Source organism: Enterobacter cloacae complex sp. FDA-CDC-AR_0132 (assembly GCF_003010695.1).
GTDB lineage: Bacteria > Pseudomonadota > Gammaproteobacteria > Enterobacterales > Enterobacteriaceae > Enterobacter > Enterobacter ludwigii.
On record NZ_CP027618.1, the window covers coordinates 992,804 to 1,015,025 of the forward strand.

Annotated in this window: 21 protein-coding genes and 1 other RNA gene; 9 read left to right on the forward strand and 13 right to left on the reverse strand. The window is 54.7% G+C overall.

Features of this window, described 5'->3' with window-relative positions; genetic code table 11:
• Positions 1-75 precede the first annotated feature (75 nt).
• The 7 genes from AM379_RS04780 to AM379_RS04810 all read left to right on the forward strand — a co-directional run bounded on the left by AM379_RS04780 (position 76) and on the right by AM379_RS04810 (position 3,604).
• Positions 76-444 (forward strand): DUF1090 domain-containing protein, encoded by a 369-nt coding sequence (locus tag AM379_RS04780; protein WP_014171729.1) that lies wholly within the window; start codon positions 76-78, stop codon positions 442-444.
• Between the two features lie 29 nt (positions 445-473).
• A complete protein-coding gene (locus AM379_RS04785) occupies positions 474-779 on the forward strand; it encodes a DUF883 family protein (protein ID WP_003862645.1) in 306 nt (101 codons plus the stop codon).
• A 1-nt stretch (position 780) separates the two neighbouring features.
• Positions 781-1,179, forward strand: a complete 399-nt coding sequence (locus tag AM379_RS04790) for a phage holin family protein (RefSeq protein ID WP_013098867.1) — start codon at positions 781-783, stop codon at positions 1,177-1,179.
• Positions 1,176-1,472 carry a YqjK-like family protein gene (locus tag AM379_RS04795; protein ID WP_020883574.1) on the forward strand — a complete coding sequence of 99 codons (297 nt, stop codon included), beginning with the start codon at positions 1,176-1,178 and terminating at the stop codon, positions 1,470-1,472. Before AM379_RS04790 ends, AM379_RS04795 begins: the two co-directional genes overlap by 4 nt.
• 208 nt (positions 1,473-1,680) lie before the next feature.
• A complete protein-coding gene (locus AM379_RS04800; RefSeq protein WP_006178691.1) occupies positions 1,681-2,073 on the forward strand; it encodes a DoxX family protein in 393 nt (130 codons plus the stop codon).
• 72 nt (positions 2,074-2,145) lie between these two features.
• On the forward strand, positions 2,146-3,132 hold the full coding sequence (locus tag AM379_RS04805) for a glutathione S-transferase family protein (RefSeq protein ID WP_020883573.1): 987 nt from the start codon (positions 2,146-2,148) through the stop codon (positions 3,130-3,132).
• 106 nt (positions 3,133-3,238) lie between these two features.
• Positions 3,239-3,604 carry a DUF805 domain-containing protein gene (locus AM379_RS04810; RefSeq protein WP_014171733.1) on the forward strand — a complete coding sequence of 122 codons (366 nt, stop codon included), beginning with the start codon at positions 3,239-3,241 and terminating at the stop codon, positions 3,602-3,604.
• Positions 3,605-3,644: 40 nt separating this feature from the next.
• On the opposite strand, the gene AM379_RS04815 is transcribed toward AM379_RS04810, so the two are convergent.
• Positions 3,645-4,547 (reverse strand): LysR family transcriptional regulator, encoded by a 903-nt coding sequence (locus AM379_RS04815; RefSeq protein ID WP_014171734.1) that lies wholly within the window; start codon positions 4,545-4,547, stop codon positions 3,645-3,647.
• Between the two features lie 103 nt (positions 4,548-4,650).
• On the opposite strand from AM379_RS04815, the gene AM379_RS04820 reads away from it, so the two are divergent.
• Positions 4,651-5,352, forward strand: a complete 702-nt coding sequence (locus AM379_RS04820; RefSeq protein WP_014171735.1) for a pirin family protein — start codon at positions 4,651-4,653, stop codon at positions 5,350-5,352.
• A gap of 42 nt (positions 5,353-5,394) precedes the next feature.
• On the opposite strand, the gene AM379_RS04825 is transcribed toward AM379_RS04820, so the two are convergent.
• The 12 genes from AM379_RS04825 to garL form a co-directional block, all read right to left on the reverse strand.
• Positions 5,395-6,696 (reverse strand): L-cysteine desulfidase family protein, encoded by a 1,302-nt coding sequence (locus AM379_RS04825; RefSeq protein ID WP_106503511.1) that lies wholly within the window; start codon positions 6,694-6,696, stop codon positions 5,395-5,397.
• A 20-nt stretch (positions 6,697-6,716) separates the two neighbouring features.
• Entirely contained in the window at positions 6,717-8,048 is a 1,332-nt protein-coding gene (locus AM379_RS04830; protein ID WP_025202948.1) for an amino acid permease, read from the reverse strand.
• A gap of 262 nt (positions 8,049-8,310) precedes the next feature.
• Entirely contained in the window at positions 8,311-8,721 is a 411-nt protein-coding gene (locus AM379_RS04835) for a Spy/CpxP family protein refolding chaperone (protein WP_014171738.1), read from the reverse strand.
• Between the two features lie 151 nt (positions 8,722-8,872).
• Positions 8,873-11,167: a formate C-acetyltransferase gene (gene pflB / locus AM379_RS04840; RefSeq protein WP_106503512.1), complete on the reverse strand. Its 2,295-nt coding sequence runs from the start codon at positions 11,165-11,167 to the stop codon at positions 8,873-8,875.
• Between the two features lie 15 nt (positions 11,168-11,182).
• The gene (tdcD, locus tag AM379_RS04845; protein ID WP_106503513.1) at positions 11,183-12,391 is read right to left on the reverse strand and encodes a propionate kinase; all 1,209 of its coding nucleotides are present in this window, start codon (positions 12,389-12,391) and stop codon (positions 11,183-11,185) included.
• Positions 12,392-12,421: 30 nt separating this feature from the next.
• Positions 12,422-13,753, reverse strand: coding sequence for a threonine/serine transporter TdcC (gene tdcC / locus AM379_RS04850; protein WP_014171741.1), 1,332 nt, complete (start codon positions 13,751-13,753; stop codon positions 12,422-12,424).
• A gap of 10 nt (positions 13,754-13,763) precedes the next feature.
• Positions 13,764-14,753: a bifunctional threonine ammonia-lyase/L-serine ammonia-lyase TdcB gene (gene tdcB, locus AM379_RS04855; RefSeq protein ID WP_106504347.1), complete on the reverse strand. Its 990-nt coding sequence runs from the start codon at positions 14,751-14,753 to the stop codon at positions 13,764-13,766.
• Positions 14,754-14,869: 116 nt separating this feature from the next.
• Positions 14,870-15,790: a transcriptional regulator TdcA gene (gene tdcA / locus AM379_RS04860; RefSeq protein ID WP_014171743.1), complete on the reverse strand. Its 921-nt coding sequence runs from the start codon at positions 15,788-15,790 to the stop codon at positions 14,870-14,872.
• A gap of 1,126 nt (positions 15,791-16,916) precedes the next feature.
• An RNA gene (gene rnpB / locus AM379_RS04865) (RNase P RNA component class A) lies at positions 16,917-17,295 on the reverse strand.
• Between the two features lie 32 nt (positions 17,296-17,327).
• A complete protein-coding gene (gene garK, locus AM379_RS04870) occupies positions 17,328-18,473 on the reverse strand; it encodes a glycerate 2-kinase (RefSeq protein ID WP_106503514.1) in 1,146 nt (381 codons plus the stop codon).
• A gap of 60 nt (positions 18,474-18,533) precedes the next feature.
• On the reverse strand, positions 18,534-19,424 hold the full coding sequence (garR, locus tag AM379_RS04875; RefSeq protein WP_047355544.1) for a 2-hydroxy-3-oxopropionate reductase: 891 nt from the start codon (positions 19,422-19,424) through the stop codon (positions 18,534-18,536).
• A 21-nt stretch (positions 19,425-19,445) separates the two neighbouring features.
• The gene (garL, locus tag AM379_RS04880) at positions 19,446-20,216 is read right to left on the reverse strand and encodes a 2-dehydro-3-deoxyglucarate aldolase (protein ID WP_040018767.1); all 771 of its coding nucleotides are present in this window, start codon (positions 20,214-20,216) and stop codon (positions 19,446-19,448) included.
• A gap of 407 nt (positions 20,217-20,623) precedes the next feature.
• Here garL and garD point away from each other — a divergent pair, with 407 nt between their 5' ends.
• Positions 20,624-22,195 (forward strand): galactarate dehydratase, encoded by a 1,572-nt coding sequence (garD, locus tag AM379_RS04885; protein ID WP_106503515.1) that lies wholly within the window; start codon positions 20,624-20,626, stop codon positions 22,193-22,195.
• The last annotated feature ends 27 nt before the right edge of the window (positions 22,196-22,222 follow it).

Consider the following 22,222-nt stretch of genomic DNA (forward strand, 5'->3'; position numbering starts at 1 on the left):
CGGAGCACCCCATGTATGTACTCCGCTTGACTCTGGATAGCGGCTCACGCCGCAACACAATGGAAGGTTTCGATAATGAAATTCCGCATTACTCTGGCTCTGGCCCTTTTTTCTTTAAGCACAGCGTCCTTCGCCAACTCTCTCTGTCAGGAGAAAGAACAGGATATTCAGCGTGAGATCAGTTATGCCGAAAAGCATAACAATCAGCATCGTGTTGAGGGTCTCAAAAAAGCGCTGAGCGAAGTGAAAGCGAACTGTTCTGACAGCAAGCTACGTGCCGATCACCAGAAAAAAATCGCTGAACAGAAGGACGAGATAGCCGAGCGCCGTCACGACCTGCAGGAAGCGAAAGAGAAAGGGGATGCGGAAAAAATTGCTAAGCGCGAGAAGAAGTTGAAAGAAGCGCAGGACGACCTGAAAGCGCTGGAAGCTCGCGATTATTGAGTTAACGGAAATCTCAACAGGAGAGAATCATGTCAAAAGATACGACGTCTGAAAATCTGCGCGCTGAACTGAAATCCCTGGCCGATACCCTGGAAGAGGTGCTGAACTCCTCTGCAGATAAGTCAAAAGAAGAGGTCAGCAAACTGCGCAGCAAAGCTGAGCAGGCGCTGAAAGAGAGCCGTTATCGCCTGGGTGAAACCGGTGATGCACTGGCGAAACAGACCCGCGAAGCGGCAGCTCGCGCGGACGAATATGTTCGCGATAATCCGTGGACGGGTGTAGGGATTGGTGCCGCGGTAGGTGTGGTACTGGGTGTCCTTCTGACGCGTCGTTAATATGGAAGATCCTCGTCACGCACAAGGGCCTGCTAATAACGTCCTCGGCATCGGCCAGCGTATTCTGACGACGCTGGTCGGGATTGCCGAAACGCGCGTCCGGCTGGCAGTGGTTGAACTGGAAGAGGAGAAAGCGAACCTTTTCCAGATGCTGCTGATGCTCGGGCTTACCATGCTCTTCGCCGCGTTTGGTCTGATGAGCCTGATGGTGTTAATCATCTGGGCCATTGACCCGCAATATCGACTCAACGCGATGATTGCCACCACCGTTGTTCTGCTGGTTGCGGCATTGATTGGCGGCATATGGACGATGCGTAAAGCACGCAAATCCACTTTCCTGCGCCATACGCGCCAGGAACTGGCCAACGATCGCGCCCTGCTGGAGGATGACAAGCCGTGAGCGATAAAGCCGAACGTCAGAAGCGAAAAGCATTCCTGCTCAGTCAGATCCAGCAGCAACGGCTGGATTTGTCTGCCAGTCGTCGCGACTGGGTTGACGCGACGCGTCGTTTTGACCGGGGCTGGAATACCTTCCTGAGCCTGCGATCATGGGCGCTGGTCGGAAGCAGCGTGATGGCTATCTGGACGGTTCGTCATCCAAATATGCTGATCCGCTGGGCCCGCCGCGGCTTTGGTGCCTGGAGCGCCTGGCGTCTGGTGAAAGCGACGATTCGTCAACAACAGCTGCGTTAGTTCTTATGCCGGGTAGCGTTTCGCTTACCCGGCACACTTCCCCCTCCCCCGTTACTCAATATCTTTGAAGAAGATTGACAGTTTTCCTTGCTAACAATTCCCATCTGCCCCGTTTACACTCCTCTCCATCGACAGCAAAGACGCGGTATCTACCCGAATTTGCACACAAATAAAGTTCAGCCGCTGATGTGGTTTCCTGGAGAGTAAAATGAAAAAATTAGAAGATGTTGGTGTTCTGGTAGCGCGTATTCTGATGCCGGTTCTGTTTATCACCGCAGGCTGGGGCAAAATCACCGGTTATGCGGGCACGCAGCAATACATGGAAGCCATGGGTGTTCCCGGGTTCCTGCTGCCACTGACTATTCTCCTTGAGTTCGGCGGCGGCCTGGCGGTTCTGTTCGGCTTCCTGACCCGCACCACGGCACTGTTTACCGCAGGCTTCACCCTGCTGACGGCGTTCATCTTCCACAGTAACTTTGCGGAAGGCGTGAACTCTCTGATGTTCATGAAAAACCTGACCATCGCGGGTGGCTTCCTGCTGCTGGCCATCACTGGCCCAGGCGCATACAGCATCGACCGCGTTCTGAATAAGAAGTGGTAAGCACGCTATACTGAATGAACACAAAGCGAGGAGATATCTCCTCGCTTTTGCTTATTGACGGAGGAGTAAAAAATGGGACAACTCGTAGACGGCGTCTGGCAGGATGTCTGGTATGACACCAAATCCACCGGGGGACGCTTCAAGCGCTCTGTTTCGGCCTTCCGTAACTGGCTAACCGCCGATGGCGCACCGGGCCCAAGCGGCGAAGGCGGCTTTGCGGCTGAGAAAGACCGTTATCATCTCTATGTTTCTCTGGCCTGCCCGTGGGCGCACCGCACGCTAATTGTGCGCAAGCTGAAAGGACTCGAATCCTTAATTCCGGTTTCGGTGGTCAACCCCCTGATGCTGGAAAACGGCTGGACGTTTGACAGTGATTTCCCGGCCGCCACCGGTGATGACCTCTACCACCACGATTTTCTCTATCAGCTCTATCTGCGCGCCGATCCGCACTACACCGGACGCGTGACCGTACCCGTGCTGTGGGACAAGAAAAACCAGACCATTGTCAGCAATGAGTCCGCAGAGATCATCCGCATGTTCAACACCGCGTTTGATGCCCACGGGGCCCGCGCCGGGGATTACTATCCGGTTGAGCTGCGCGATAAGATTGATGAGCTGAACAGCTGGATTTACGACAACGTGAATAACGGTGTCTACAAGGCAGGCTTTGCCACCAGCCAGGAAGCGTATGACGACGCAGTGGGAAAAGTATTTGAATCGCTGGAGCGTCTTGAGCAGATCCTCGGCCAGCATCGCTACCTGACGGGCGACCGCCTGACGGAAGCAGACATTCGTCTGTGGACAACGCTGGTTCGCTTTGATCCAGTGTATGTTACCCACTTCAAGTGTGATAAACACCGCATCAGCGATTACCTGAACCTGTACGGTTTCCTGCGCGATATTTATCAGATGCCGGGCATTGCTGAAACGGTCGATTTCAACCATATCCGCACCCACTATTTCCGCAGCCATAAGACCATCAACCCGACGGGTATTATCTCTGTGGGTCCGTGGCAGGACCTGGATGAACCGCATGGTCGCGACGTGCGTTTCGGATAAATATCAAGGGCATCAATTGATGCCCTTTTTTAATTCACAATCTCCATCTATCCTTACCTCGATCGCTTAAAAAACAAGTGATTGACTGACTAATGAGGCAAGGAAAATGGACTGGTATTTAAAAGTACTGCGCAACTACATTGGATTTGGTGGCCGCGCTCGCCGTAAAGAGTATTGGATGTTCGTTCTGGTGAACTTCATCCTCATCATGGTGCTGGGCATTATCGATAAAATTCTTGGCTGGGAACGAGCCGGCGGTGAAGGTGTTCTCACCACGATTTACGGCCTGCTGGTCCTGCTTCCCTCATGGGCCGTGCTGTTCCGACGGCTACACGATACCGATCGTTCAGCCTGGTGGTTACTGCTGCTGCTGATCCCGATTGTGGGCTGGCTGGTCATTCTGGTCTTCAACTGTCAGGCCGGCACGCCGGGCGAAAACCGCTTCGGGCCCGATCCAAAACTCAACGCATAAAACAAAGCCCGGTGGCGTTTCGCGTACCGGGCTCGATTTTTTATTTGTTGTGATGGGCAAAGAGCTTGGGTATTTCGCGCAGGCACCACGATTTGGCCTCACCCATGCTGTCGCGCCGCCACGCCATAATGATGTCCACTTCGCTGGTGTACTCCGGGCTGACCACGCGTAGCCGCCCTTCTGCAATATCTTTTTCGACAAACGGATACGGCATCGTTGCCACGCCCAGGCCTGCCAGCAACGCCTGGCGTTTGTCTTCAAGCGACGTGACGGTCAGACGCGGTTGTTTATCCAGCAACTGCACCGTTAACACCGGACGCTCGCGTGCGGTATCTGCGACCGCAACCCCGCGGTATTTCACCCGCGTCACTTCCGAGAGCGGCTCCGGCTCCTGGTGAATCGGATGATCCGGTGCGGCGACATAGACGTTCATCACGCTGTAGAGCTTGCGGGAGTTGATTTCAGATGAGGAACGGAAGTGCATATCCGGGGCAATGACGATATCCGCCCTGCCCGTCTCCAGTCGCTCCCAGGCCCCGGCCAGCACCTCGGTGATGATCGATAACTGGGTGTTTGCTTTGTCGGCCAGCCGGTTCACCAGCGGGAACAGCGCCTCGGTGGGCACCAGCGCTTCCGTCACCAGCGTCAGATGGGTTTCCCAGCCGCGCGCCAGCGCTTCGGCGTCCGTCGTCAGCTTGTCCGCCGCTTCCAGCAGGACGCGACCACGCTCAAGCAGCATCCGTCCGACGTTAGTGAATTTTGTTCGATGACCGGAGCGGTCAAAGAGCACCACGTCCAGCTCTTCCTCCAGCTTCTGCATGGTATAGCTGAGCGCAGACGGAACGCGCCCCAGTTCATCTGCCGCCGCGGCAAAACTGCCACGCCGGTCAATTGCGTCCATGACGCGAAGCGCCTCAAGCGTCAATGCTCTCTCTTTAGCCATCTCGTTCTCATTCAGGAAATTTGAACATACCGGGCAGAATATCTGGCTAACAATGAAGCGTCCATACCTTTACCATTGTTTAGTGTAAAGAGAGGTCAAGTTTATGATTACGACAAGAACAGCTAAACAGTGCGGACAAGCCGATTTCGGTTGGCTGCAGGCCCGCTACACCTTTTCCTTTGGACACTACTTTGACCCTAAACTGCTCGGTTACGCTTCACTGCGCGTATTGAATCAGGAAGTGCTCGCCCCAGGCGCGTCCTTCCAGCCGCGTACGTACCCGAAAGTCGATATCCTGAACCTGATCCTGGAAGGCGAAGCAGAATACCGCGACAGCGAGGGCAATCATGTCCAGGCGAAGGCCGGCGAAGCATTATTAATCTCCACGCAGCCGGGCATCAGTTACAGCGAGCATAACCTCAGCAAAGATAAAACGCTGACCCGTATGCAGCTGTGGCTGGATGCCTGCCCTGAGCGGGAAAACCCGCTGGTACAGAAGTTAGATTTGACGGGCGACAGGCAGCAGCTGATAGCCTCCCCGGACGGCAGTCAAGGCAGCCTGCAGTTGCGCCAGCAGGTGTGGCTGCACCATATCGAACTGAAGAAAGGGGAACAGGCGAGCTTCCAGCTTCATGGTCCGCGCGCCTATCTGCAATCGATTCACGGTACGGTGCATGCGGTGACGCATACGGAAGAGAAAGAAGCGCTCACCTGCGGTGACGGGGCGTTTATTCGCGACGAAGCGAATATCACGCTGGTTGCTGATTCGCCGCTGCGCGCGCTGTTAATTGATTTACCGGTTTAACACCCGATAATCCTCTCTCCCCGGCGGGGAGAGAGGAAACCGTTACACTTTACGTGCCATAATCTCAATAATCTGCCGGTCCGTCGCCTGCATGGCGCGGCACGCCAGCGAACACAGGTTCGCGATCGACTGCTCCACATCGTGCGCCACAATCCCTTCATTGCCCGTTACAGCCGAATCATCCAGCGCCATCATCACCGCTTTCCAGGCACTGCCGACGCTGGTTGAGACCTTCATGGCACAACTGTTGGACGCGCCATCGCAGATCATCCCGCTGACATCGCCAATCATGCTGCTGATTGCCATTGAGAGCGTCTGATAGCTTCCGCCCATCAGCCAGGCCATGCCTGCCGCCGCCCCCATCGCCGCCGTGGTAGCCGCACACAGCGCCGACAGGCGCGGAAGCTGGGCGTGGATATAAATAGCCGAAAGGTGTGAAAGCATCAGCGCCCGGGCAAGACGTTCATCATCCGCCTGGACATGTTCCGCCACCACCACAACCGGCATGGTGGCCGTGATCCCCTGGTTGCCCGATCCGGAATTGCTCATCGCCGGCAGCGTCGCCCCGCCCATTCGGGCGTCCGAGGCCGCGCTGGTGCGAATGACAATATCCGAGCCCAGGTCCTGCGCTATCCATCCGCGAGCGCGCTGCTTATTGAGCGTCGCGCCAATGTGCAGCCCCCATTTTCCGCTTAAACCTTCACGGGAGAGCGCATCATTTAATTGTCCGGCAGCCAGGATAAAGCGGATCGCGTCAAACGGCACCTGCTCCACAAACTCAAGGATCTGCGATAGCGTGGCGTTTGAAAGTACCGCCAGTGGATCGTCATTCCTCTCGTCGGGTTGAGAATCAAGCGTAAAGCGGGTTTCGCCCTGACAGACAATCTCCACCACCCGCGTATGCCCACCGGCGATGGTCACCATCGCCGAGGCCTGTCCGGCGTGAACGCAGGCGCGGGAGTAGAGGATGTCATCGCACGGCTCCTGCAGCTTGACCTGCACCTGGTCAGCGTCCAGCAGCGCTTTGGCACGCACCAGCGCATCGGCAGTGGCATCTTTCAGTACCTCCAGCCCGGCGTGCGCGTTGCCGCCAATGGCCCCCAGTGCCGCCGCAATCGGCAACCCGACCATCCCGGTGCCAGGTACCGTCACGCCAAGGCCATTTTTCATCAGATTCGGTGAAACCCACGCCTCAATCTGTGTGACGTCACCCGGCAGAAGCTCCGCGGCCATCGCACAAGCCAGCGCAAGAGAGATCGGCTCGGTACACCCCAGTGCAGGTTTAACTTCCTCCTGCACCGCCCGAATAAATTGATTCCATAAAGATTGAGTTTGCTCTGACATCGTTACGACCTTGTTTGCCCTTAAGAAAACGCGAGGAAAGGAGAAACACACAGCAGCAGACCGGTGATGATAATGATCACCAGCGACACGCCTTTATATTTGTGCAGCGCCGGCACTTTGTAGACCAGCCACGCCGGAATCAAACACCCCACCATGCCGAAGATGGGGCTGCAAATAGAGGTGAAGCTCAGTACCGGCGCGTTTAACACAATCGCGCTCCATGCCAGCAGAATGGCAAACAGCATGATGCCGCGCTGTACGGTGTTTTCGTTGATTTTCTCTGCCGGCATTTTGCGGCGCAGAATGTTCATCACAATGCCCTGCGTCGCTTCACGAAAGCCCAGGTACACGCCGAAGAACGCGGTCATGACGGCAAAAATATTCAGGATAACGCTGACAATTTTGACCCAGCCGGCACCGTCGCCACTGATAAACTGCGCGGCAATTGCCAGTGCGGAAATATTCTGTTCGTAGGCTTTGACCGCCTCATCATGCCCCATTGCCAGGGTGAACGAGACCGCGTAGAAAAAGACCGTCACGAAGAGGATCGCGAAGGCGATGTTCATCGCCCGCAGCGCTTTATGGCGCGCCACTTCAACCGATTTTTCGCGTGAACGATAGGAGATCACCATCGGGCTTAATGTCTGAATAAACAGAATCGACGTTAAGGTAAACGGCAACGTGATAATCGCGTTTTTAATGAGTAGCCCCACGGGTGGCAGCATGCCCACGTTGGCTAAATGCCAGAGGCCAATCATCGACAACCCGAGCGCCGCCACCACAAATAACTTGGTCAGCACCATCAGGCTGGAGACTTTAAACAGCAGTTTCTCGCCACGGGAGGAGATCGCCACCAGGATGCAGATCAGGAACAGACCGTAGAACGGATTTTCAGAGAGCAGCCCCTCCGTCACGCCGAAGGTGTGTAAATAGGAAGCGCTGTCGTTGGTGATGGCGGTGGAGTAGACGAACATCCAGATAACCAGCATCACGAAATAGAGCGCACCCAATAAGATGCCCCAGTTCTTACCGAGGTAGCCGCTGATGACGCTTGGATAATCTTTGCACTCCGGCGATTCTGCCAGCGTGTTAATAAACAGCCGCTGAAACAGGTACATGGCCGGATAGCCAATCACTGACGAAAGCAGAAACACCCACAGTCCCATCAGCCCCACCTGTACCGGGAGAAAAACAATCCCCGCGCCGATGGCCATTCCGATACTCATGATGACCCAGCCCGTATCGGTGCTGTCGAATTTAATGGCCTCCTGCCACTCGCTTTCACTCATCCCTGCCCGCTTTGCCGCGGGTGAATCGTTCACAATCACACTGCTGTTTGTTGCCGTATCCATAAGGCACTCGCTTATTTTGTAGGGTAACCAGTTGTTTTTATGGGATTCTGACCACCAGCGATAATGAGCCAGACTGCTGCAGGTGTGTGTTATTGGAATGGACAAATCATACGTGGAGAGCGGGAGAAAAAAGTCACAATATTTATAAGGCTTTTCGCAAGCGAGAGAAAAAAACACTCTTAGATGAGGAATAATGGAGGTGATTTTCTAAAAGTGACGCCGATCAAGAAATAAAAAACCCGCGACATGCGCGGGTGTGTCATCAGTTAGCCAGCGCATTCGCCATATCGGTTTTCACCTGTTTACGCTGCTCCGCTGTCAGAACCTGGCTGACATCAAAGTAGTATTTGACGCGGTAATAGCGGGTCTGCTCTTCAATTTTACTGAATGCGGCAAGCTGGTTTTTCACCGTGCTTTCATCCCATTTCCCGGTCTGGAACATCTCGATCAGCGCACCGTCTTTCACGCCGGTCATCGGGATCTTGCTGACATTTTGTTCCAGCGTCTGATGCAGCGCGTCGATCTTCTTAATCTGATCGTTGCTCAGCTTGAGGTGTTGCACCAGCGGATCCTGCGCCGGAGAGGGGGCAGCTTCAACGTCAGCGGCCTGTGCGGCAAAACTGCACGCCACCAGCGAGGCAGCAACCAGGGTGATACGGGTCATTTTCATCATCTTACTGTCCTTACATACTGTTTCAGGGGAAAAGCAGGCGCATTGTTTTTCAGAAGCGGATGAAGATGTGTGAGTAATTATATAAACATTTTTGTATGTTCCGCGGACAAAAAAGCCCCCTTATCCAAAGGGGGCCTGTTTCAGACGACGATCACAGTGCCTGGGTAAACGTCCTTGAGATCACGTCCTGCTGCTGCTCGCGCGTCAGCGCATTAAAGCGCACCGCATACCCTGAGACACGAATGGTCAGGTTGGGATAGTTCTCCGGGTGCTCAATCGCCTCCATCAGCATCTCCCGGTTCATGACGTTAACGTTGAGGTGCTGTCCCCCCTCGATGGCCGCTTCGTGGTGGAAATACCCGTCCAGCAGCCCGACAAGGTTGGTTTTGCGCACTCTCTCATCCTTGCCCAGCGCCTGAGGCACGATGGAGAAGGTGTAAGAGATCCCGTCTTTCGCATAGGTGAACGGCAGCTTAGCGACAGAGGTTAACGAGGCCACCGCCCCTTTCCTGTCTCGTCCATGCATCGGGTTCGCGCCCGGTGCGAATGGCGTACCGCCGCGGCGTCCGTCCGGCGTATTGCCGGTCTTCTGGCCGTAGACCACATTCGACGTAATGGTCAGGATCGACTGGGTCGGCACCGCGTTGCGGTAGGTCGGCAGCGCCTGAATTTTCTTCATAAAGCGTTCCACCAGGTCACAGGCAATGCAGTCCACGCGGTCATCATTGTTACCGTACTGCGGGTAGTCCCCTTCAATCACAAAATCGACCGCCAGGCCGGTATGGTCGCGTACGGGTTTTACCGTGGCGTATTTGATGGCGGACAGCGAGTCCGCCGCCACCGACAACCCGGCGATACCGCAGGCCATGGTGCGGTAAACGTCCCGGTCGTGCAGCGCCATCAGTGAGGCTTCGTAGCTGTACTTATCGTGCATGTAATGAATGAGATTCAGCGCGCTAATGTACTGCACCGCCAGCCAGTCCATAAAGTGATCCAGACTCGCCATCACGGTGTCGTAATCCAGCACCTCATCCAGCAGCGGCGCGGTTTTCGGCCCGACCTGGATCTTCAGCTTCTCATCCACCCCGCCGTTGATCGCATACAGCAGCGTTTTCGCCAGGTTAGCGCGGGCGCCAAAGAACTGCATTTGCTTGCCGATCACCATCGGGCTGACGCAGCAGGCAATGGCGTAGTCGTCGCTGTTGAAATCCACGCGCATCAGGTCGTCGTTCTCATACTGCAGCGACGAGGTGTCGATCGACATCTGTGCAGCGTACTTCTTGAATGCGACGGGCAGTTGTTCGGACCACAGGATCGTCAGGTTTGGCTCCGGTGCAGGTCCCATCGTGTGCAGGGTATGCAGGTAACGGAAGCTGTTTTTGGTGACCAGCGTGCGACCATCCAGCCCCATTCCGCCAATCACTTCGGTGGCCCAGACAGGATCGCCGGAGAAGAGCGTGTCGAACTCCGGAGTACGCAGGAAGCGCACCATGCGGATCTTCATGATGAAATGATCGATCAGTTCCTGAGCCTGGATCTCACTCAGGCGACCCGCCTGCATATCGCGTTCGATATAAATATCCAGGAACGAGGCCGTGCGTCCCAGCGACATCGCCCCGCCGTTCTGGGATTTCACCGCGGCCAGATAGGCAAAGTAAACCCACTGTACCGCTTCCTGCGCATTCATCGCCGGGCGAGAAATATCGAAGCCATAGTTCGCTGCCATCTGCTGGATCTGCAGCAGTGCGCGTTTGTGTTCCGCCAGCTCTTCACGCAGGCGGATCGTCGCCTCCAGATCTTCACCCCGTTCGAGTTTGCCCTGCAGATCCGCGAACTGGCGCTCACGCTCGTGCACCAGATAGCGGATGCCGTACAGCGCCACGCGGCGGTAATCGCCGATGATGCGCCCGCGTCCGTAGCCGTCCGGTAGCCCGGTCAGCACGCCTGATTTACGACAGCGCATCATCTCGGGGGAGTAAACGTCAAAGACACCCTGATTATGGGTTTTGCGCAGTTCGGTAAAGAGATATTCGAACTGCGGATCCATCTCACGATCATAGGCTTCGAATGAACTGCGGATCATATTGATCCCGCCGTACGGATGCAGCGCGCGTTTGAGCGGCTTATCGGTTTGCAGGCCGACGATCGTCTCCAGCTGCTGGTCAATATAGCCCGGTCCGTGGGCCGTGATGGTGGTGGCAATGTTGGTGTCAAAATCCACCGGCGCATGGGTGGCATTCTCCTGACGAATGCCCACCATTACCTTCTCCCAGAGCGCCGTCGTTGCTGGCGTCGCCTGCGCGAGGAAAGTTTCGTCGCCTTCATAAGGGGTATAGTTATGCTGAATAAAATCGCGCACGTTGACGGTGTCTTTCCATTCTTCACCGCGAAACCCGGCCCATGCGTCGCTGTAAGGGGCAACGCGCGTATCGATTGCTACTTTCATGAATTTCTCGCTCTGTCAGGCATAAGCCGCAGCCGGAGTGACCTCCCCAAGACGGAGGGCATCCAGCGCGATCATTTTTTCTTCGTTGGTTGGGATCACCGCGCAGGCCACGCGGGACGAATCGGTGGTGATCACACGCTCACCTGCGCTGCCCGGCAGGGCATTTTTGGCTTCATCGAGGGTGATGCCAAAGACGGCCAGGTGTTCCGCCACCAGCGTGCGGATCAGTCTGGAGTTCTCACCAATCCCGCCGGTGAACACCACACCGTCCAGGCGGTGTAACGATGCCGCGTGCCCGGCAATATGCCGTGCGATACGGTGAACAAAGGTCTGGATCGCCAGCTGTGCCCGCTGATGTCCCTCATGCCAGGCCTTTTCGAGGGCTCGCAGATCGGAGGATATTCCCGAGATCCCCAGCAGACCGGACTCTTTATTGACGACGCGTTCCAGATCCTCAAATGACTGTCCGGTCTGTTGGGCTATCCAGGCCATGGCGCCGAAATCAACGTCGCCACAGCGGGTCCCCATGATCAGCCCTTCCAGCGGCGTCATGCCCATGGAGGTATCCACGCTCTCACCATTGCGTACCGCGCAGATGGATGCCCCGTTGCCGAGATGGGCAATCACCAGCCCGCTGTCCTCAGGCGAAATCCCGAGCAAGGCATGCGCCTGCCCGGCAACGTAGCGGTGGGACGTCCCGTGAAAGCCATAGCGCCGCACGCCAAGCTCTTCAAAATAGCGGTACGGCAGCCCGTACAGATAGGCCTGCGGGGCTAGCGTCTGGTGGAAGCTGGTGTCAAACACCGCCACCTGCTGTATGCCCGGAAACAGGCGTTCGGCTGCCTCGACGCCGCTTAAGTTGGCGTAGTTATGCAGCGGTGCCAGCGAGGAAACCTGACGGATCTGCTCAATAACCTGTTCCGTGATAAGGGTCGACTCGCTGAAGAGGTCGCCGCCGTGCGCAATACGATGGCCAATCAGGGCCACGCTGCTCATCAGGTCACGCTTCTCCAGCTCCAGGGCGATGGCTGCCAGCGCCCCTTCGTAGTCATGGTGAGCCAGTCTGGCTGGCTCACCCCCGTTCACAGAAATAAAGGCTTTTTCAGTGTTAATCCCGTCTGCAATGCCCGTCATCAGGGCATCACAGCTGCTGGCATCGAGTACTGAAAACTTAACAGAGGACGATCCGCAGTTAATAACCAATACAACCGGAAACTCAATCATGGTGTTACTCCGCTCTTCCTGAGCCAGGGTTTAGAACAGTTTGTAGACGATGTTCAGGATGGTCAGCAGGCCCACAACCGTGACGAAGATGTTTTCGGGTCTGCCCTTATATTTCGCCATTGCCGGCGCTTTACGAATGGCATACATCGGCAACAGGCACAGCAGAGAGGCGATGATTGGCGCCCCCATGGCTTCGATAAGGTCGAGAATGTTCGGGTTGGCATAGGCAACGACCCAGGTCGACCCCATGATGAATACCATGCTGATGGTGTTCAGTTTGCCTACGGAGACTTTCTTCTTATCGCCCTTATAACCGAACTTCAGGATCAGGCCGTTCAGCCCTTCCAGCGTGCCCAGATAGTGGCCGAAGAAGGATTTGAAGATAGCGACCAGAGCAATGATGGAGGCACCGTATTCCAGCACCGTGGCAAACGTTGATTTAGTGCCTGACATGGTCGCAAAGTGGTTCGCCAGGTAAGAGAGCACGGGAATATTCTGCGCTTTGGCATCGGCCATGTTCTGCGGCGAGAGCGTGAACAGGCAGCTAAAGGCGAAGAACATCACCACCGCGACCATCAGCAAGCTGGCGCGACCGATGATTTTGGAACATTTCTGCTCGGTAAACGCTTTACCGAACTCGGGTTCATACTCTTCACGTTTCGAGACCACAAACGAGGAGACGATGGGCGAGAAGTTGAAGGAGAAGACCATGATGGAGATCCCCAGCCAGACCGTCACCAGAATGCCGTCATGCCCGGTAAACGCAATATCACTCAGATTGACCTGGTCAATCACCGACGAGTTCCAGTAAGGGATCAGCGACAGGGAAATCAGCACCAGGCTGGCGATAAACGGGAACACCAGGAAGCTCATCACCTTCACCATCAGGTCTTTACCAAACCAGATAACAAAGGCCATCAGCAGCAGCAGGAACAGCGCCACCACGCCGCGGTTAAGCGCGGGCAGCTGGAGCTGGTTTTCCCAGAAGGTCATAAAGGTGTTCGTAATGGTGACGCCGTAAATCCACAGCAGCGGGCAAATGGCGAAGAAGTAGAGGAACGTAATCACCACCCCACCGGTCTTACCAAAATGCTCTTCCACCGTTTCGGTGATGTTGCCAGACACGTTACTGCCGGACAGACACAGGCGTGCCAGCGCCCGGTGGCAATAAAACGCAATCGGGAAAGCGAGAACCAGCATCAGCAGGATAGGAATCAAGCCGCCGAAGCCTGCGCGAATCGGGAAGAACAGCACACCTGCGCCAATGGCGGTTCCAAACAGGCCAAGCGTCCAGGTGGTATCAGACTTACGCCAGGAGGACGTTTTTGTCTGGCCAACGATAATGCTTTCTGTGTTGCTCATAGGTCATCCTTTATGCGTCAACGAAGCCGGTAATTTGGGATACGCGGGAGAGATCGATATTGCCACCGGAAATAATGCAAACGGTTTTACGCCCCTGAATATAGTGATCAAGCTTGCCGCTTAATAACGCCGCACAGGCCAGTGCGCCAGCACCTTCTGTAACCACTTTATTTCGCTGAATGAGGGCAATCATGCTGTTACGAATTTCGTCTTCGCTGACCAGCACAATGTCATCGACTAATTCACGAACAATGTCGAAGGTTAATTTACCCGGGCGAGACACATCACATCCGTCGGCTAATGTCCCGGTAACGCGGTGGTTAATGATTTCTCCTGCCTGATACGATGCGGCCATTCCATGTACGTTTTCAGACTGCACGCCGATAATATTAATGGTCGGGTTAATGGATTTAATGGCCGTTGCAATTCCGGCAATTAAACCGCCACCGCCGATGGGTACAATCACGTTATCCACATCATACAAATCTTCGAGAATTTCCAGACCAATGGTGCCCTGGCCGGCAATCACTTTCGGATCGTCATACGGCGGGATAAAAATGCGCCCTTCCAGCTCCACGATTTCGCTGACTTTGGCGATGGTGTCGTTGAAGTTTTCGCCGTGCAGCACCACTTCAGCCGAGTAGTCACGGGTGGCGGCGACTTTAGATTTCGGCGCGCCCATCGGCATGACCACTTTGCCGTCGATACCGAGCATTGCACAGGAGAGCGACACGCCCTGCGCGTGGTTGCCTGCAGAACAGGCGACCACGCCTTTACGTTTTTCAGCTTCGGTCAGCGAACTTAATTTATTAAACGCACCGCGGATCTTGAAGGAGCCAGTACGCTGCATATTTTCAAACTTCAGGAATATCTCACCTTTACAGCGTTCGCTGAGATAATTTGAGCGCGGCATGCCGGTTTTATATATTTTGCCTGCCAGTCGTTTTCTGGCGTCCTGAATATCTTCAATGGTCACCGGGAGATCGTAGGTAATATGCATAATATCCTCGTTATAATAATTCATTTTCTTCAGGCAAAGTCAGGGTATCAGAGCACGGATAAAATAAGCTCTGGGTGTTTTTAAAAAGGTTAACGTGTTATCAGAGGGTTATTTAATCATCGTCGTCTTTCACTGGTCAGTGACGCGTATTGTTTTGCCAGTTCGACTAATACTGACGCCGATTTCTTAATTCTGTAATTTTTTGACCACACGGCGGCATAACGCGCTATGGGTAATTCATCTTCCACCGGCAGTACAATAAACTGGTCGGAACCGAATGGCGCAATCATGTCGCGGGGAATAACCGTCAGGTAATCGGCATTCAGGACAAGGTTGTAAATGGTCACGACGGAATCGGTCTGGACGATGTTTTCAATGCTGATGTGATTGTCTTGCAGGGTGGTCAGAAGTTCTTTGTAGTAGCCCATATCGGTTTGCGGCATCACCCACTGTTCATCCGTGAGTGATGCCAGGGTAGTCGAGCCGGTGCACGTTCGTGATTTGTTGGCCACCAGGACAAACTCAGACTCAAACAGCGGCTCGACATGAAGATCCTGCAGCAGCATTTCATCACTTAATGTGCCGATGGCAAAATCCAGCCGACCGTCGCGAATGGCCGGCAGGAAAGAGGACAGCTGAGCTTCGTACATCGAGACGCGCGCTTTCGGGAACACTTCCTTGAATTTTTTGATCATTTCGGACAGGAAGGTGAAGCCAATGAGCGACGGGTAACCAAAGGAGACATCCATGACGGTACTGAAACTGAGGCTGTTAATCTCGCTCACCATGTTTTTCATCTCACGGGTGATCGACTCAGAATACGAGAGTAATACCTGGCCTGCCGCAGTCAGTTTAACGCCGGTGTTTTTGCGCACCATGACTTCAACGCCAAAGTAAGATTCGATATCGCTGATAATTTTGCTGACGGCAGGTTGCGTCAGGCCCAGTTGTCTTGCAGCAGAACCAATGGAGCCACTTTTAATGACTTCCTGAAATACCACGAGGTGCTGTGTTTTCGGTAGAATAATAGTGTTCATAATATTCTGCGCTTATTTCCCTATGACGGGGTGGATTCTACTCAATATGGCTGACGGGGGTATGTGCTGTAACTCACAATTTGCTTTTTCACACCCTTAATCAGCATAACGATAATCCATTAAAACATTTTATTATCAATAACTTATATTAAAATAAATACACCATAACGCTGATATTGATCAACAAAAAGAGCAGTAATAAATTTATTTTATGGCGATAACACAGGTAAATTTTTCGGCGTTAAAAAAATCGATAAAGACTATCTTTCAGGCAATTAAAGATTAATAAATAACCGTAATTCTTTTAAAACATTCTTTCAATTTATCAAATTTGTCTGGGGTGATTTTGCTGACTTTCGGGAAACAGTGGAATGCATCACACATTCATGAGCTAAATGTTTTTGAATTCAATATACATATATCAAATAAGAAAACATTCACGATCATAAAAGCAACATTCATAACAAATTAACAATACTGCAGAATCAGGATTATTTAGCGCGAAATTTTGTGATTACGATCGCCAACAGATGCGAAAAAGAGACTGAAGGGGTAAAAGCAGTGAAATGTGCTTAATGTCGCAAATATGATAATTGATGTCGTGTGAGCGATGCATCAGGTGGCACTTGCTTGCAATTTCTAAGGCCGATAAAAGAAAAAACCCGCCGAAGCGGGGTTGTGTAAAAAGTTGAAGCTGGCCGATAAGCCGCGTTCTTTCATAGAAAGCGGAGTGGACAGTCATTCATCTCGTTTAGCGCAGATAGCAAAAACCCCGCCGAAGCGGGGTTTTGTAAAAAGTTGAAGCTGACCGATAAGCCGCGTTCTTTCATAGAAAGCGGAGTGGACAGTCATTCATCTCATTTAGTGCAGATAGCAAAAACCCCGCCGAAGCGGGGTTTTGTAAAAAGTTGAAGCTGACCGATAAGCCGCGTTCTTTCATAGAAAGCGGAGTGGGCAGTCATTCATCTCGTTTAGCGCAGACAGCAAAAACCCCGCCGAAGCGGGGTTTTGTAAAAAGTTGAAGCTGACCGATAAGCCGCGTTCTTTCTTAGAAAGCGGAGTGGACAGTCATTCATCTCATTTAATGCAGATAGCAAAAACCCCGCCGTAGCGGGGTTGTGTAAAAAGTTGAAGCTGACCGATAAGCCGGGTTCTGTCGTGGACAGTCATTCATCTAGGCCAGCAATCGCTCACTGGCTCAAGCAGCCTACCCGGGTTCAGTACGGGCCGTACCATGTGAACCCCTATTTGGCCTTGCTCCGGGTGGAGTTTACCGTGCCACGGACTGTTGCCAGCCGCGCGGTGCGCTCTTACCGCACCCTTTCACCCTTACCTGATCCCGCTTGCGCGGGCCATCGGCGGTTTGCTCTCTGTTGCACTGGTCGTGGGTTTCCCCCCCAGGCGTTACCTGGCACCCTGCCCTATGGAGCCCGGACTTTCCTCCCCTCCGCCCGTCTCCCCCCGAAAGGGGACGACGACGAAGCGGCGACTGTCTGGTCAGCTTCGGCGCGCAGTATAGAGGGTTTGTGCCCCGCTGTCACCCTTGGGCGTGCATCCCTATCTGCAAAGTGGCGGCGATATTGCGCGAGGCGCGGTAAATATTGTCAAACGCCCCACGGTAAGCCTCTTCCAGCGACTCGACGCGGCTCAGCACGCTGAATACCGCGTCGATGCCATACTGATGCACAACCCCCACATCCCGGGTCAGACTGCCGGCAATGCCGATCACCGGCTTATGGTATTTTTTGGCGATACGGGCGATACCGACGGGCACTTTGCCCTGAATGCTCTGGCTGTCAATGCGCCCTTCGCCCGTCAGTACCAGCGTGCAGTCGTGAATATGTTCTTCGAGGTTAAGTGCCTGGGTGACAATCTCAATACCGCTCTTCAGTTCCGCGCCGAGGAAGGCCATCAGGGCCGCCCCCATGCCTCCCGCGGCACCCGCACCGGGAACCTGCTTCACGTCAATTCGCAGAGATTTTTTTATCACATCGGCATAGTGGCTGAGATTAGCGTCGAGAGTGAGGATCATCTCCTCTGTCGCCCCTTTTTGCGGGCCAAAGATACGGGAAGCGCCTCTCTCGCCAACCAGCGGATTCGTGACGTCGCACGCGACGTGGATTGTGCAATCTTTTAGCCTGGCGTCGAGGCCGGAGAGATCGACGCTGTTGAGCGCCATCAGGCTGCCGCCGCCATAACCCATTTCAGTACCGTTGGCATCGCGGAGCGTGGCCCCCAGCGCCTGCATCATTCCGGCGCCGCCGTCGTTGGTGGCACTGCCGCCAATGCCGATAATGATATGTCGAGCACCTTTATCCAGCGCGCTGAGAATAAGCTCCCCGGTACCCCGGGACGTGGTGACGAGCGGGTTACGTTGGGTGGCCGGGACCAGTGCCAGGCCGCTGGCGGCGGCCATCTCAATAAATGCCGTGCTGCCATCGCCGGACATGCCCCAGCAGGCGTTAACCTGTTCACCCAACGGGCCCGTGACCCTGGCATGCTGTTCTGTGCCCTGGGTGGCGGCGATCATCGCGTCAACCGTACCTTCCCCGCCGTCAGCAACCGGCACCGAAACATAAAGTGCATCGGGGAAAATTTCCCGAAATCCTTTTTCAATCGCCTGAGCAACCCCGGAGGCAGAAAGGCTTTCTTTCCAGGAATCTGGCGCGATTACGATTTTCATAGTTGTCGCCTGTTACCGCACTCGGCAAAAATAGCGGACGCGTTCCCGCGTCCGTTTTTATTAGCGAGAGACTTCCACCTTCGCCAGTTTTTCGTAGTAGCACGCAATCGCGCTGTGGTCGGCAGTGCCCAGACCATCCGCGCGCAGGGCCTGCATCATCTCCATGACGGCGGCGGTCAGCGGCAGCTGCGCGCCCACGCCGTGGGAGGTATCCAGGGCATTCGCCAGATCTTTAATGTGCAGGTCGATTCTAAAACCGGGCTTGAAGTTACGATCCATCACCATGGGCGCTTTGGCATCCAGCACGGTGCTGCCCGCCAGGCCGCCACGGATCGCCTGATACACCAGATCAGGGTTAACGCCCGCTTTGGTGGCCAGCGTCAGCGCTTCCGACATTGCAGCAATGTTCAGCGCCACAATCACCTGGTTTGCCAGCTTAGTGACGTTACCCGCCCCGATATCGCCGGTATGCACCACGGATCCCGCCATGGCTTTCATCAGGTCGTAGTATTTGTCGAAAACAGCTTTGTCGCCGCCAACCATCACCGACAGGGTGCCGTCGATGGCTTTGGGCTCTCCGCCGCTGACCGGGGCATCCAGCATATCGACGCCCTGCGCGTTTAGCGCCTCACTGATTTCACGGCTTGCCAGCGGCGCGATAGAACTCATGTCAATCACCACCAGGCCGGGTTTGGCTCCGTCAATGATGCCGTTCTCCCCCAGGGCCACCTCTTTCACATGCGGGGAGTTTGGCAGCATGGTGATAATGACATCGCACTGCTCAGCAATCGCTTTGGCGTGTGCTGCGGTTTCTGCGCCTGCGGCAATCACCTCGGCCACGGCTTGCGGATTATGGTCTGCAACCACCAGGGAGTAACCTGCTTTGATGAGGTTTTTACTCATGGGTTTACCCATGATCCCAAGGCCAATAAAACCCACTTTCAGCGTCATAATTCGTTTCCTCAATGATGGTTATTTTTTAAAGGCGTCCGCTAACTTCTGCGTGGCCGAGCGGAATACGCCGAGGTCGCTACCGACGGCAACGAAGGTCGCTCCCCACTCCAGATAGCGACGGGCATCAGCCTCAACCGGCGCCAGAATGCCGCACGGTTTGCCGTGCGCGTTGGCACGGGCAAAGATGTGCTGAATAGCGCGCTGCACCTCCGGATGACCCGCATTGCCCAGATGGCCGAATGCCGCAGCAAGATCGCTTGGGCCAACGAAGATGCCATCCACACCGTCGGTGGCAGCGATAGCGTCGACGTTATCGACCCCCTGCTGGCTCTCAATCTGTACCAGGATGGTGATGTTGCTGTTGGACTGTGTGAAGTAGTCCGGGACGGTGCCAAACATGTTGGCACGATGGGAAACGGAGACCCCGCGGATACCTTCCGGCGGATAACGTGTTGACGCCACGGCCTGCACCGCCTGCTCTTCCGTTTCCACAAACGGGATCAGGAAGTTGTAGAACCCAATATCCAGCAGACGTTTGATGATTACCGGCTCGTTGGTCGGGACGCGAACCACCGGCGCGCTATGGCTCCCTTTGAGCGCCATTAACTGCGGAATAAAGGTGCTGATATCGTTCGGCGCATGTTCGCCGTCCAGCACCAGCCAGTCGAAACCGGCCAGGCCCAGTACTTCGGTGCTGATGGGGCTTGCCAGCGCGGACCAGCAACCAATCTGGATCTGGTGCGCCGCGAGGGCCGCTTTAAACTTATTCGGGAAGATATCATTATTCATCACGTTTACCTTTTTAATTCCGCAGTCTTATTCAGGTTCATATTTATATTTTCAGACGCAGCGTCAGCGTTATATTTATTTCCTGACTTAATTTAGGCGTTATAAAATCGTCATTCAGTATAATCCTCACGTCATGACAGCACATTGTTTTAATGCTCAAGCATTGCGGCGTGTTTTGATAATATTTTGAGCATATGCACAACGTGATGGGCGCTGATGCACAGAATCAGGCATTGCTGGCCGGGTGGCATCTGCGCCGGGTTTAAGGAGCGATCGGGATCACATTTTGATATCTCGTCTCCTGACATTCTTTATTGACTCAAGCCGCATCTTTATTTCTGCGATAAGAAAATAAACATCCCCTGGCTGCATTTACTATCAGACATTTTGCTGGAGAATATTGAACAATGGCCGACATTGAAATTCGACAAGCGTCGCCGACGGCGTTCTATATCAAAGTTCACGACACGGATAATGTGGCGATAATTGTTAACGACAACGGTCTAAAAGCGGGCACCCGTTTCCCGGATGGGCTGGAGCTGACTGAACATATTCCGCAGGGGCATAAAGTCGCTCTGGTGGATATCCCGGCCCACGGTGAAATCGTGCGGTATGGCGAAGTTATCGGGTATGCGGTTCGCGCTATTCCTCAGGGGAGCTGGATTGAGGAGTCGCTGGTTGAGCTACCCGAAGCGCCGCCGCTGAACACGCTCCCCCTGGCCACCCGAGTTCCTGAGCCACTGCCCCCGCTGGAAGGGTACACATTCGAAGGGTACAGGAATGCGGACGGCAGCGTAGGCACCAAGAATCTGCTCGGTATCACCACCAGCGTGCACTGCGTGGCAGGCGTGGTGGATTACGTGGTGAAAATCATTGAGCGCGACCTGCTGCCGAAATACCCGAATGTCGACGGCGTGGTAGGTCTGAACCATCTGTACGGCTGCGGTGTGGCCATCAATGCTCCGGCGGCCGTGGTACCGATTCGTACCATCCATAACATCGCGCTGAACCCGAATTTCGGTGGCGAAGTGATGGTCATTGGTCTCGGTTGCGAAAAGCTGCAGCCAGAGCGTCTGCTGCAGGGCACCGAAGATGTGAATGCCATTCCGGTCGACGAGGCCAGCATTGTTCGTTTGCAGGATGCGCATCACGTCGGATTCCGTTCAATGGTTGACGATATCCTTCAGGTGGCGGAGCGCCATCTGGAAAAACTGAACCAGCGCCAGCGCGAGACCTGCCCGGCATCAGAGCTGGTGATAGGCACTCAGTGCGGCGGCAGCGATGCGTTTTCAGGCGTCACGGCGAACCCGGCGGTGGGCTATGCCTCGGATCTGTTTGTCCGTTGTGGCGCCACGGTGATGTTCTCCGAAGTGACCGAAGTGCGTGATGCCATCCATCTGCTCACCCCACGCGTCATCAATGAAGAGGTGGGCAAACGCCTGCTTGAGGAGATGGCCTGGTACGATAACTATCTCGACATGGGACAAACCGATCGCAGCGCCAACCCCTCTCCGGGCAATAAAAAAGGCGGTCTGGCGAACGTGGTGGAAAAAGCCCTCGGCTCGATTGCCAAATCCGGCCAGAGCGCCATTGTTGAAGTGCTCTCCCCGGGCCAGCGCCCCACCAGACGCGGCCTGATTTACGCCGCGACCCCTGCCAGCGACTTCGTCTGTGGCACACAGCAGGTGGCATCCGGCATTACGGTGCAGGTCTTTACCACCGGGCGCGGCACGCCGTACGGGCTGATGGCGGTACCGGTGATTAAAATGGCCACCCGTACCGAGCTGGCAAACCGCTGGTATGACCTAATGGACATCAACGCAGGCACCATTGCCACTGGCGAAGAGAGTATTGAGGATGTCGGCTGGAAGCTGTTCCACTTCATTCTGGACGTGGCAAGCGGCCGTAAGAAGACGTTCTCCGATCAATGGGGGTTACATAACCAGCTGGCGGTGTTTAACCCGGCACCGGTGACGTGATCGTTTTCCCCCTCTCCCAAAGAGAGG